We start from the raw sequence: 12,109 nt of genomic DNA, 5'->3' as shown, positions 1-12,109 counted from the left end.
CTCTGTGGCCCTCCCCCGGTCCCTTTTCGGCGGTTTCGCCCCTTTGTTTTCCGGGGCGGGCCGCCCCCCCCCCCCCCGGGGGGGGGGGCGGCGCGTCACGGGGTCAGCAGGCGCCGTTGAAGAAGGAGATCTCACGCCGGACGACGGGCTGGCCCGGCACCCGGAACTCCAGCGCGACGCACCTGGGCTCCTTCACGTAGAAACCGCCCACGAACATCGTGTCGTGGTCGGAGCAGGCGGTGAAGGACACCGAGTGGTCGGCCTCGGCCGGGGTCCGGGCGTTCCTGGACGGCTCGGAGTAGAGCAGGCCCGCGCTGTCGTGGAACTTCGCCGGGATGGACACCGTGATCGTCTTGCCCTTCCTGACCAGCGCGCCGACTTTGAACCTGTGGTCGCTCCCGTACTGCTCGGCCCGGGCCTCGCCCCACGCGAGCAGCCCGGGGATGAGCAGCGGCCCCACCACGAGGTCGTCCGGCGCGGCGGCGCGGCTCGTCGTCTTCTCTCCCTCGAACTCCCCGTTGCGGTTCGCGCAGTTCAGCACCCGCGGATTCTCCAGGCTTCCCGGCCGGCCGGCGGTCTGCGCCGCCGTTCGCGCGTCGGCCTCCCCGGCGGCACAAGCGGTCAAGGACGGCAGCAGCGCCACCACCGCCGCCCAGATCGATCCCCTGCGTACACCTTTGAAGATCATTATCCAGTTGTACACCGCGTCGCCGGGGGTGGCCAGAGGTCAGCGGATCACGACGGCGTGGTGCCCGCGGGGGATCAGCTCGCCGATCACCGGGGCCCCCGGGACCTCCCCGGCGACCAGCAGTCCGCCGGAGGTCTGCGCGTCGGCGAGCAGCAGGAGCGTCTCCTCGGCCACCGTCCCGGTGTCGGTGTGCGGGGCCACCCAGTCCAGGTTGCGGCGCGAGCCGCCCGGCACGTAGCCGTCGCGCACGGCCTGCCGGGCGCCCTCGATGAGCGGGACGGCCGCCGCGTCGATCACCGCGGTGACGCCGGAGGCCCGGGCGAGCTTGTACAGGTGGCCCAGCAGGCCGAAGCCGGTGACGTCGGTGACGCAGCGGATGCCGGCCTCCAGCGCGGCCTGGGCGGCGTCGGCGTTGAGCCGGGTCATGACCTCGATCGCCTGCGGGAACACCTCGCCCGTGGCCTTGTGCCGGTTGTTCAGCGTGCCGGAGCCGATGGGCTTGGTCAGCGAGAGCGGCAGCCCGGGGCGGCCCGCGTCGTTGCGCGTCAGGTGGGCGGGGTCGGCCAGCCCGGTGACCGCCATGCCGTACATGGGCTCCGGCCCGTTCACGCTGTGCCCGCCCGCCACGTGGCACCCGGCCTGCCGCGCGACGTCCGCGCCGCCCCGCAGCACCTCCCGGGCGATCTCGTACGGCAGGCCGTCCCGGGGCCAGCACAGCACGTTGAGGGCGACGAGCGGCCGGCCGCCCATGGCGTAGACGTCCGAGAGCGCGTTGGCGGCGGCGATCCGGCCCCAGTCGTAGGGGTCGTCGACGACGGGCGTGAAGAAGTCCGCGGTGCTCACGATCGCGGTGCCGCCCTCGATCCGGACGACCGCCGCGTCGTCACCGGTCTCGGTGCCGACCAGCAGTTCGCCCAGCGGATCGGCGGGCTGCTCCTTCCCGAAACCGGCGAGCACGCTCTCCAGTTCGCCCGCCGGGATCTTGCAGGCACAGCCGCCACCCTGCGCGTAGTGCGTCAATCGCTGCATGATCGTAATGTACAGATATGTCGATCATGGTGTAAGTCCGGATGTCATGACCGATCCGCGGCGCCTCATCCCACGCACCGACACCGTACTCGCCGACCCGAGGTTCTCCCAGGCGCTGCTCCGGCTCGGGCACGACCGGGTCAAGGCCGTCGTCAACGAGGCCCAGCGCCTGGCCAGGGAGGGCACGATCGCCCCCGGCGAGGTCGCGGAGGCGGCACTGGCGTCCCTGCCCGCGGACGGCCCGCGCCGGGTCCTCAACGCCACCGGCGTGATCCTGCACACCAATCTGGGCCGCGCCCGCCTGTCGCGGGCCGCGGTGGAGGCGGTGCGCACCGCCGCGGGCAACACCGACATCGAACTCGACCTGGCCACCGGCCGCCGCGGCCGCCGGGGACGCGCGGCGATGGCGGCCCTGGCCGCCGCGGTGCCGGCCGCCCGGGCCGTCCACGTCGTCAACAACAACGCGGCGGCGCTCGTCCTGGCCGCCACCGCGCTGGCCGCGGGCAGAGAGATCATCATCAGCCGGGGCGAACTGGTCGAGATCGGCGACGGCTTCCGCCTCCCGGAGCTGCTCACCTCGACCGGAGCGCGGTTGCGCGAGGTCGGTACGACCAACCGCACGACAGCGGACGACTACGCCGCCGCGATCGGCCCGGACACCGGCTTCGTGCTGAAGGTCCATCCCTCCAACTACCGGATCGAGGGCTTCACCCGGACCCCCGGCGTCGGCGAGCTGGCCGCGCTGTGCGCTCGCCAGGACGTGCCCCTGGTGGCCGACGCGGGCTCGGGCCTGCTGCGTCCCGAGCCGCTGCTGCCGGACGAGCCCGACGCGGCGACCTGGCTCGCGCGCGGCGCCGACCTGGTGACCGCGAGCGGCGACAAGCTCCTGGGCGGGCCCCAGTGCGGGCTGCTGCTGGGCCGGGCCGACCTGGTGGAGCGGCTGCGCAGGCACCCCCTGGCCCGGGCGCTGCGGGTGGACAAGCTCACCCTCGCGGCGCTGGAGGCGACACTCGGCACCACCGGAACGCCGACATCCGCCGCCCTGCACGCCGACCCCGCCGGGCTGCGCCTTCGTGCCGAGACGCTCGCCGAACGGCTCACGCAGGCGGGGGTGGCGGCGCAGGCCGTCGCGAGCGCCGCCACGGTCGGCGGCGGGGGCGCGCCCGGGGTCACGCTGCCCAGCGCGGCCGTCGCGGTCGACGTCACGCTCGCCGAGCCGCTGCGCCTGGCGGAGCCGCCCGTGCTCGCCCGGGTGGAGCGCGGCCGCTGCCTCCTGGACCTGCGGGCCGTGGCCGCCGAGGACGACGAGGACCTGTACAACGCCGTGGTCACTGCCTGCAAGTGAACGGCTCCACCCAAAGAAGGATCTTCAATTGGAGCGCCGGAGAGGGCTAAGATCACCAACGGAGGCGTCCGGGTGCCTGGTGGCCCTCTCGGTCTTCAAAACCGATGGCGCCGAGCAACTCGGCGCGGCGGGTTCGATTCCCGTCCGCCTCCGCCAGACCTCACCCCTGGAGCCCTTTGAGCATCGACGCGTTACTGGCCCGGGCACGTACCGGGCTGCGCCGCCTGCCGCCCGCCGAAGCCCTCGCCGCGGCCGGAGGTGAAGACGCCTTCATCGTCGACACCCGCCCGGAGTTCCAGCGCCGCAGCGGCGGCGAGGTGCCCGGCGCCATCGTCATCGAACGCAACCACCTGGAGTGGCGGCTCGACCCCCGCTGCGAGGCGCGGATCCCCGAGGCGACCTCGGCGCACATCCGCTGGATCATCCTGTGCGACGAGGGATACTCCTCCAGCCTCGCCGCCTCCTCCCTCAGGCAGCTCGGCCTGGCGAACGCCACCGACGTGATCGGCGGCTTCCAGGCGTGGACCGCGGCCGGGCTGCGGGTGAGCCGCCCCGCCGCCCTCACCCGGCCGCGCGGCCCGGGCGAACCCGGCACGGACACGAGGCTGACGGCCGCCGAGCGCGCATGTGGGTGATCGCCACCGCCGGGCACGTCGATCACGGCAAGTCGGCCCTGGTCCGCGCGCTCACCGGGATGGAACCTGACCGCTGGGCCGAGGAACGACGCCGGGGCATGACCATCGACCTCGGCTTCGCCTGGACCACCCTCGGCTCCGGACGGCAGCTGGCCTTCGTCGACGTCCCCGGGCACGAGCGGTTCGTCACCAACATGCTCGCCGGCGTCGGCCCGTGCCCCGCGGTCATGTTCGTGGTGGCGGCCGACGAGGGATGGCGGGCCCAGTCCGCCGAGCACCTGGCCGCCCTGCACGCCCTGGACGTACGGCACGGCCTGCTGGTGGTCACCCGCACCGACCTCGCCGACCCCGGACCGGCACTGCAGGAGGCCCGCCTCCACCTGGAAGGGACGAGCCTGTCGGGGATCGACGCCGTCCCCGTCAGCGCCCGGACCGGGCAGGGCCTGCCCGAGCTGACGGCCGCGCTCGACCGGCTCGCGGCCGGGCTCCCCGAACCACGCCGGGACGGCCCGGTACGGTTGTGGATCGACCGGACGTTCACCGTCACCGGCGCCGGAACCGTCGTCACCGGCACGCTCACGCACGGCACGCTGCGGGTGGGCGACGAACTGCTCGCCGGGTCCGACCGGCTCCAGGTCCGCGGCCTTCAGACGCTCAACCAGCGGCGGGACGCGGTGTCGGCGACCGCACGCGTCGCCGTCAACGTCAGGGGCGCCGATCGCGACACGCTGCCCCGGGGCACCCCGCTGCTCACCCCGGACGCCTGGATCACCACCCGGTCCGCCGACGTGCGACTGGAGCCCGGCGCGGACGTCGGCCGGGAACTCGTCTTCCACCTGGGCTCGGCCGCCGTTCCGGTGCGGGTGCGCCCGCTGGGACCGGACACGGCCCGCCTCACCCTCGCCCGGCCCATGCCGCTCAGGGCCGGTGACCACGGCCTGCTCCGCGACCCCGGCCGCCGGACGATCGCGGCCGGGGTGCACGTCCTGGACGTGCGGCCGGCACCGCTGCGGCGACGGGGAGCCGCGTCGGTCAGGGGGGCCGCGCTCGCCGGGGTGACCGTCCCCACCGCCGCGGACCTGCTGCGCTGGCACGGACTGCTGAGCCGGGCCGAGCTGACCGCGATGGGCGCCGCCCCCGACATGCCGCCGGTGGCGGGCGACTGGTTCGCCGACCCCGGCCACTGGTCCGAGCTGCGCCGCAGCCTGACGGAGCAGGTGTCGCGGCGCGACCAGGGGATCACCGTGGAGGCCGCCGCCCGGCTGCTCGGCCTGCCCGACCGGCGGCTGGCCCGGGCGCTCGTCGTCGAGCCCCTGACGACCAGAGCAGGGGTGATCGTCAGCGGCGACCGGGCGCCGATGCCGCCGCAGGTCGAGAAGGCCGTCGACCGGCTGCGGACCGACCTGGTCGGCCGTCCCTTCGACGCCCCCACCGCCGAGCGCCTGGCCGAGCTCAAGCTGACCGGCGCCGCCCTCACCGCGGCCGTGCGGGCCGCGGCGTTGCTGCCCATCGGGAGGAACGTCGTCCTCCTGCCGGACGCGCCGGAGCTGGCGGTCGCCGTGCTGAGCACGCTGCCCGCGCCCTTCACCGTCAGCCAGGCCCGCACGGCCCTGGGCACGAGCCGCCGCGTCGCCGTACCGCTCCTGGAGTACCTGGACGCCCAGGGCCACACGCGGCGGGTCGACAACGAGTCCCGGATCTGCGTTCCGTCCGCCGCCGGGCGTGCATGATCACGTCAAGCGGTCGCGTGGCCCACGCCCGGGTGGGGGCGTCGCCGGGGCGGGGTGCCCCCGTACTCGGGGTGGTGCTCGAAATGCCACCACTCGTTGTCGAACATGCGGAACAGGTCGTAGCGGGCGCCGTGCTCCTCCAGCCAGCGGGCGCCCTCGTGGGGACGCACGTCCAGGGCGATGCCCTTGACGTGGTTCGATTCCGACGGCGGCAGGACGAGCATGCGCGCCAGGTCCGGGGAGCCGGTGCGGCGCACCTCCTCGTCGAACATCCGCAGCTGGACGAGCGGGTCGCGGTATCCCGACGTGAGCCCGAGAAGCTGGCCGTGCCGCCAGAGCGCCTCGGTGCGCGCAGCGGTGAACGCCGCCAGGGCGCCGTCGGTGAGCCCGGTGAGGTCCTCGGCGGGGAACCGCATCCGTAACGCCCACCGGCAGGCCAGCTCGCGGGCCCGGCCGGGACGGCGGACGAGCGCCGCGGGCAGCAGGAGCACGGCGAGCACCAGCGTCACCACGGCGAACAGCCGATCGCGGGGACGAGCCGGAACAGTGCGTGGTTCGTTCATGACGAACTACGATTGGCGCCGAATATGTGTGGGTCGTCTGCCGAATGTCACCGTTCATCGACGGCGGCCACCCCGGTCCGGCCGTGACACAACGATGACATGGCACAGACGAAGCGAGGACATGGCTGTCCCACAGTGGACGGAGTTGACTGGCGAGCAAGGTTACGGAGCGTGCTGTGGTACTCGGCGGCGTGTCGCGAGTGTTGCTGATCGAGGACGACCCGGCCGTGCGGGAGGGCCTTGAGCTGGCCCTGACCCGGCACGGGCATCGGGTGGGCGCCGTGGAGTCCGGCGAGGAGGGGCTGGAGCGGCTGCGGGCCGACCTTCCCGACGTCGTCGTGCTCGACCTCATGCTGCCCGGCATGAACGGGTTCGAGGTCTGCCGCCGCATCCGGGCCATCGGCGAGGTCCCGATCATCATGCTGACCGCGCTCGGCGACGACATCGACGTGGTGGCCGGACTGGAGGCGGGCGCCGACGACTACGTCGTCAAACCGGTGCAGCCCAGAGTGCTGGAGGCGCGCATCCGCGCCGTGCTCCGGCGGATCGGCCGCGACCAGGCGGAGCTGGAACGGCACGGTGACCTGACCGTCGACCGGGCCGGGCTGGTGGTCACCAAGCGCGGCGCGCCGGTCAAGCTCACCCCGGCCGAGCTGCGCCTGCTGCTGGAGCTCTCCGGCACGCCGGGCCGGGTGCACAGCCGCCAGCAACTGCTGGACTCGGTGTGGGAGCACGGGTACTTCGGCGACTCCCGGCTGGTCGACGCGTGCGTGCAGCGGCTGCGCGCCAAGATCGAGGACGACTCGGCGTCCCCCGTCTACGTGCAGACGGTGCGGGGGTTCGGTTACCGGTTCGGGCCGGTGTGAGCCGCCCGGTGACGTCCGGGCCGAGCCTGGGGCTGCGCGCCCGGCTGTTGTTCGCGTTCGCGCTGCTGTGCGCGGTCACCGCGGCGGCGGTGGCCGGCGGGCTCTACGTCCAGGCCCGCAACGACATCCTGGAACGGACCCAGGACGCCGCGCTGAAGGCGACGAAGGAACGCCTGGAGACGCTCTTCCCCTTGCGGACCCCCGCTCCGGACCGGATCGAGCTCGGCGCCATCGCCGCCACCATGGCCGAGGGCAACAGCTACGCGCTGGCCGTCTACCGCGAGGAGTACGTGGAGGCCGGCCCGCCGCCGGGCCCGCCGCCGACCGCGCCGGGCGGCGGACGGCCGGACCGGAACGGGCCGCTCCTGAGCTCCGAGACCGTCTCGGCGGACCTGCGGCGGACAGTGGCGGCGGGCGAGATCGCCTGGCAACGGGTGGTGCGGGAGGGCACTCCCTTCCTGATCATCGGCGCGCCGCTGGTGACCGTCGAGCAGGACCGGTCGCGGGTGTCCGGCATCGAGGTCTACACCGCGCGCAGCCTGTATCCCGAACAGCGCAGCATCGACTGGCTCGCCACGCGCGCCTGGCTGTTCGGCGGGGCGGCCATGGCGTTCGCGGTCGTCGTGGCGCTGCTGGCGACCCGCAGCGTGCTGCGCCCGGTGCGCGAGCTCGGCCGGGCGGCCCGCCTGCTGGGCGAGGGGGAGCTGCGGACCCGGATCGCGGTCCGCGGCTCCGACGAGCTGGCCGACGTGGCGCGTACCTTCAACGACACCGCCGCGGAGCTGGAACGGCACGTCACGCAGCTGCGCGAGATGGAGGCCGACGCCCGCCGGTTCGTGGCGGACGTGTCCCACGAGCTGCGCACCCCGCTGGCCGCGCTCGCCGCCGTCGCCGAGGTCCTCGACGACGAGGCGGTCCGGCTGCCCGAGCCCGCAGGCAAGGCCGCCAGGCTGGTCACCCAGGAGACGCTCAACCTCACCAAGCTCGTGAACGACCTCATCGAGATCAGCAGGTTCGACTCCGGCGTCGCGGCCCTGTCGCTGAACGAGGTCGACGTGACCGAGCTGGTGCCCGCGACCCTGCGCGTGCGGGGCTGGTCGGACGCGGTGCGCACCGAGCTTCCCGCCTCGGCGACGGCGAGGCTGGACCCGCGCCGCGTGGACGTCGTCCTCGCCAACCTGGTCGGCAACGCCCTGCGGCACGGCGAGCCTCCGGTGTCGGTGCGGCTCACCGCCGACCCCCACTGGATCACCTTCGAGGTCCGCGACCACGGGCCGGGGCTGGACGCATCGGTGCTGCCGCACGCGTTCGACCGGTTCTACAAGGCCAGCGCGGCCAGGGCCCGATCGGAGGGCAGCGGCTTGGGCCTGGCCATCGCGCTGGAGAACGCGCGCCTGCACCGAGGCGACCTCACCGTCGCCAACGCCCCGGACGGCGGCGCCCTGTTCACGCTGCGCCTGCCGCGCTGGGCCGCCGATCCGGACGGAGCCTCCGCGTGAGGGCCGGGCCCGCCCGCCGCATGCTCGCCGCGGGCCTGGTGACGCTCGCCGCCGTGGCCGGCTGCGGCGTTCGTCCCAGCGACGTCATCCCCGCCGGCGAGCCGCCGAAGGGAACCGTCGCGCCGACCACGACGATCGTCCTCTACCTGGTGAAGGACGGCCGGCTCAGCGCGGTGACGCGGCCGAGCGCCCGTCCGGTGTTCCGGACCGAGAGGCTCGCGCTGCTGGCGGCCGGGCCCACCCCGGAGGAACGGACGCTCGGGCTCACCACCGAGGTCCCGCCGGAAGCCGGCCCGTTCTCGGTGACGGTCAGGGCGGGCGGCCGCATGGTGCTGACGGCGGCCGTTCCGGGCGGTGACCTGTCCACCCTGGCCGTCCGGCAGGTGGTGTGCACGGCCGCCGCGTTGCCGGAGAGCCCCGCCCGGATCGCCCTGGCAGGGGCACGGGCGAGCGCCGACCCCCGCGACTGCCCGCGGTGACCGACGGCGGAGGTGCGGGTCGCTCCAGCCGAACCTGACGAAGGTCGGCAAGGGCGAGGGCCCGTGCGCGTGAGGAGTGAAGACGGAGGGGTATGCGCAGGTGGGGGCCGGTGTGATGGCGAACGGGGGATCCATGCTGGGGCTGCCTGAGGGGATTCGGGGGTGCCTGTTCGACATGGACGGTGTGCTGACGCGCACCGCCACCGTGCACGCCAGGGCGTGGAAGTCGATGTTCGACGACTTCCTGCGAGCCTGGAGCGACAGGACCGGGACCGCGTTCGTGCCCTTCGACGCGGGCGCCGACTACGACCGTTACGTGGACGGCAAGAAACGAGTGGACGGCGCCCGCAGCTTCCTGGACGCCCGAGGCATCGCCCTGCCCGAGGGGACGCCGGACGACCCACCCGGCACGATGACCGTGTACGGCCTGAGCAACCGCAAGAACGACCTGGTGCAGGCCATCATCGACCGGGACGGCGTGGACGTGTTCCCCGGCTCCGTCCGCTACCTGGCCGCGGTCCGGGACGCCGGGCTGCGCCGCGCGGTGGTGTCCTCCAGCGCCAACACCGAGCAGGTCCTGGCCGCCGCCGGGCTCGCCGCGCAGTTCGAGGCCCGGATCGACGGCGTCGTGGCCAGGGAGCGGCGGCTCGCGGGCAAGCCGGCTCCGGACATGTACCTGGCGGGCGCCGAGGCCGTGGGGCTGACGGCGTCCGAGGCGGCGGTGTTCGAGGACGCCCTGGCCGGAGTCGCCGCAGGCCGGGCGGGAGGGTTCGGCTTCGTCGTCGGCGTCGACCGGGCCGGGCAGGCGGACGCGTTGCGCGCCCACGGCGCCGACGTCGTGGTCACCGACCTGGCCGACCTGCTGGAGCGGGGCACGCCGTCCCGGGAGGCCGGATGATCCGGCATCCGGCGTTCGCCGTCGAGCCGTGGACGATCCGGGAGCAGCATCTCGACCTGCGGGTGCTGGCGCAGACCGAGTCGGTGTTCGCGCTGTCCAACGGCCACATCGGGCTGCGCGGCAACCTGGACGAGGGCGAGCCGCACGGGGCGCCGGGCACGTACCTCAACGGGTTCTACGAGGTGCGGCCGCTGCCGTACGCGGAGGCGGGCTACGGATACCCCGAATCGGGACAGACGGTAGTGAACGTCACCAACGGCAAGGTGATCCGGTTGCTGGTCGGCGACGAGCCGTTCGACCTGCGGTACGGGACGCTGCACAGCCACGAGCGGGTCCTCGATCTGCGCGCCGGCACCCTGACGCGCACGGTGCACTGGAGCTCCCCGACCGGGAACCCGGTCCGGATCAGGTCCACCCGGCTGGTGTCCTTCACCCACCGCGCGGTCGCCGCGATCCTGTACGAGGTCGAGGCCGTCGACCGGCCGTTGCGGGTCGTCGTCCAGTCGGAGCTCGTCGCCAACGAGACCCAGACGTACGCGGGCGGCGACCCGCGCGCCGCCGCCCCGTTGCACGCGCCGCTGGTGGTGGAGGAGAACGTCCCCTGCAGCGACGGAACGGCCATCATGGTTCACCGCACCCGGGCCAGCGGCCTGCGCGTGGCCGCCGGGATGTGCCACGAGATCGACGGGCCGGACGGCACCCGGAGCGAGGCGCAGCTCAGCGACGACGTCAGCCGGATGACCGTGGCCACCCGCCTGTCGCCCGGCCGGACGCTGCGGCTGGTCAAGTTCTTCTCCTACGGATGGTCGGCGCAGCGCTCCCGGGCCGCGCTGCACGACCAGGTGGCCGCGGCGCTGGCCTCCGCCCGTCTGGACGGATGGGACGGCCTGCACGCCGACCAGCGCCGCTACCTCGACGACTTCTGGGAAGGCGCCGACGTCGAGGTGGAGGGCGACGCCGAGGTGCAGCAGGCGGTGCGTTTCGGGCTGTTCCATCTGCTGCAGTCGGCCGCCCGCCTGGAGGAGCGCGCCATCCCGGCCAAGGGCCTGACCGGCTCCGGCTACGACGGGCACGCCTTCTGGGACACCGAGATCTTCGTGCTGCCGGTGCTCACCTACACCCATCCGGCAGCCGTCGCGGACGCGCTGTCGTGGCGGCGCACCACGATCCCGCCGGCCCGCGAGCGCGCCAGACAGCTCGGCCTGCACGGCTCCGCCTTCCCCTGGCGGACCATCCACGGCGAGGAGTGCTCCGGCTACTGGCCCGCCGGAGCCGCGGCCTTCCACGTCAACGCCGACATCGCGCACGCGGCGGCCCAGTACGTGGACGCGAGCCAGGACATGTCGTTCGAACAGCAGACCGGCCTGCCGCTGCTGGTCGAGACGGCCCGGCTGTGGTGCGCCCTCGGCCACCACGACGCGGCCGGGCGCTACCGCATCGACGGTGTGACCGGCCCCGACGAGTACACCGCCGTGGTCGACGACAACGTGTACACGAACCTGATGGCCCAGCAGAACCTTCGCGCCGCGGCCGAGGCCGCGTCCCGCCATCCGGGCCCGGCGCAGCGGCTCCAGGTCACCGCCGAGGAGATCCGCCGCTGGCGGGACGCGGCGGAGGCGATGTCCGTGCCCTACGACGAGCGGCTGGGGGTCCATCCGCAGTGCGAGGGCTTCACCCGGCACGCGCCCTGGGACTTCGCGGCCACCGGGCCCGACCAGTACCCGTTGCTGCTGCACTTCCCGTACTTCGATCTCTACCGCAAGCAGGTGGTCAAGCAGGCCGACCTGGTGCTCGCCATGCATCTGCGCGGAGACGCCTTCACGCCGGAGCAGAAGTCCCGCAACTTCGCCTACTACGAGCCTCTGACCGTGCGGGACTCGTCCCTGTCGGCCTGCACCCAGGCGGTGATCGCCGCCGAGGTGGGCCATCTGGAGCTGGCCTATCGCTATCTCGGCGAGGCGGCGCTGATGGACCTGGCGGATCTGGAGAAGAACACCATGGACGGCGTGCACATGGCCTCGCTGGCCGGAGCGTGGATCGCGCTCGTCTCGGGCCTCGGCGGGATGCGCGCGGGTCAGGGACGGATCTGCTTCGCCCCGTCGCTCCCGCCCGGCATCACCCGGCTCGCCTTCCGGCTGCGCTACCGCGGCAGCCTGCTCAGCGTCGGCATCGCGCCGGAGGCGACGGTCTACCGGCTGCTGCGGGGGCCGTCGATCACGGTGACCCACCACGGCGAGGACATCCTCCTGGACCGGACGGAGGTCACCCGGCCCAACCCGTCGCGGCCGGCGCCGGAGCAGCAGATCCACCAGCCGCCCGGCCGCGAACCGGGCCCGCGCACGGGACGGGTCTCCCAGTGACCGAAGCCGCCCCCGGA

At 73.9% G+C, this 12,109-nt stretch carries 11 protein-coding genes and 1 tRNA gene; 9 read left to right on the top strand and 3 right to left on the bottom strand.

The genetic code is table 11. The features are described from left to right. Positions 1–103 precede the first annotated feature (103 nt). The gene (locus ACWCSU_RS49150) at positions 104–688 is read right to left on the bottom strand and encodes a hypothetical protein (RefSeq protein WP_357703955.1); all 585 of its coding nucleotides are present in this window, start codon (positions 686–688) and stop codon (positions 104–106) included. A gap of 39 nt (positions 689–727) precedes the next feature. Next, positions 728–1,717: a selenide, water dikinase SelD gene (gene selD / locus ACWCSU_RS49145; protein WP_449943715.1), complete on the bottom strand. Its 990-nt coding sequence runs from the start codon at positions 1,715–1,717 to the stop codon at positions 728–730. A gap of 46 nt (positions 1,718–1,763) precedes the next feature. On the opposite strand from selD, the gene selA reads away from it, so the two are divergent. From selA to selB, 4 genes are all read left to right on the top strand, one after another. Next, positions 1,764–3,062: an L-seryl-tRNA(Sec) selenium transferase gene (gene selA, locus ACWCSU_RS49140; RefSeq protein WP_449943713.1), complete on the top strand. Its 1,299-nt coding sequence runs from the start codon at positions 1,764–1,766 to the stop codon at positions 3,060–3,062. Between the two features lie 60 nt (positions 3,063–3,122). Continuing rightward, positions 3,123–3,218 (top strand) — tRNA-Sec (locus tag ACWCSU_RS49135). A gap of 20 nt (positions 3,219–3,238) precedes the next feature. After that, positions 3,239–3,697, top strand: a complete 459-nt coding sequence (locus ACWCSU_RS49130; RefSeq protein ID WP_357703949.1) for a rhodanese-like domain-containing protein — start codon at positions 3,239–3,241, stop codon at positions 3,695–3,697. Further along, positions 3,688–5,427 carry a selenocysteine-specific translation elongation factor gene (gene selB, locus ACWCSU_RS49125; protein WP_449943709.1) on the top strand — a complete coding sequence of 580 codons (1,740 nt, stop codon included), beginning with the start codon at positions 3,688–3,690 and terminating at the stop codon, positions 5,425–5,427. Before ACWCSU_RS49130 ends, selB begins: the two co-directional genes overlap by 10 nt. A 5-nt stretch (positions 5,428–5,432) precedes the next feature. Here the strand turns inward: selB and vanY-N are convergent, their stop codons facing one another. Continuing rightward, complete coding sequence (gene vanY-N, locus ACWCSU_RS49120) at positions 5,433–5,990, bottom strand: D,D-peptidase/D,D-carboxypeptidase VanY-N (RefSeq protein WP_357703945.1); 558 nt, start codon at positions 5,988–5,990, stop codon at positions 5,433–5,435. A 191-nt stretch (positions 5,991–6,181) separates the two neighbouring features. Between vanY-N and ACWCSU_RS49115 the strand changes: the two genes are divergently transcribed. The 5 genes from ACWCSU_RS49115 (at position 6,182) to ACWCSU_RS49095 (ending at position 12,092) form a co-directional block, all read left to right on the top strand. Beyond that, positions 6,182–6,856 (top strand): response regulator transcription factor, encoded by a 675-nt coding sequence (locus ACWCSU_RS49115; RefSeq protein ID WP_357703943.1) that lies wholly within the window; start codon positions 6,182–6,184, stop codon positions 6,854–6,856. Positions 6,857–6,864: 8 nt separating this feature from the next. Then, entirely contained in the window at positions 6,865–8,355 is a 1,491-nt protein-coding gene (locus ACWCSU_RS49110; RefSeq protein ID WP_449943705.1) for an ATP-binding protein, read from the top strand. Continuing rightward, the gene (locus tag ACWCSU_RS49105) at positions 8,352–8,834 is read left to right on the top strand and encodes a hypothetical protein (RefSeq protein ID WP_449943702.1); all 483 of its coding nucleotides are present in this window, start codon (positions 8,352–8,354) and stop codon (positions 8,832–8,834) included. The genes ACWCSU_RS49110 and ACWCSU_RS49105 overlap by 4 nt, the downstream gene beginning before the upstream one ends. Positions 8,835–8,949: 115 nt before the next feature. Continuing rightward, entirely contained in the window at positions 8,950–9,732 is a 783-nt protein-coding gene (locus ACWCSU_RS49100; RefSeq protein WP_364103113.1) for a beta-phosphoglucomutase family hydrolase, read from the top strand. Beyond that, on the top strand, positions 9,729–12,092 hold the full coding sequence (locus ACWCSU_RS49095) for a glycoside hydrolase family 65 protein (protein ID WP_449943699.1): 2,364 nt from the start codon (positions 9,729–9,731) through the stop codon (positions 12,090–12,092). The genes ACWCSU_RS49100 and ACWCSU_RS49095 overlap by 4 nt, the downstream gene beginning before the upstream one ends. Positions 12,093–12,109: the final 17 nt, after the last annotated feature.

Source organism: Nonomuraea sp. NPDC001699 (genome assembly GCF_053596455.1).
The sequence above is the reverse complement of the archived record's forward strand: the minus strand, read 5'-3'. Positions and strand labels throughout refer to the sequence as shown.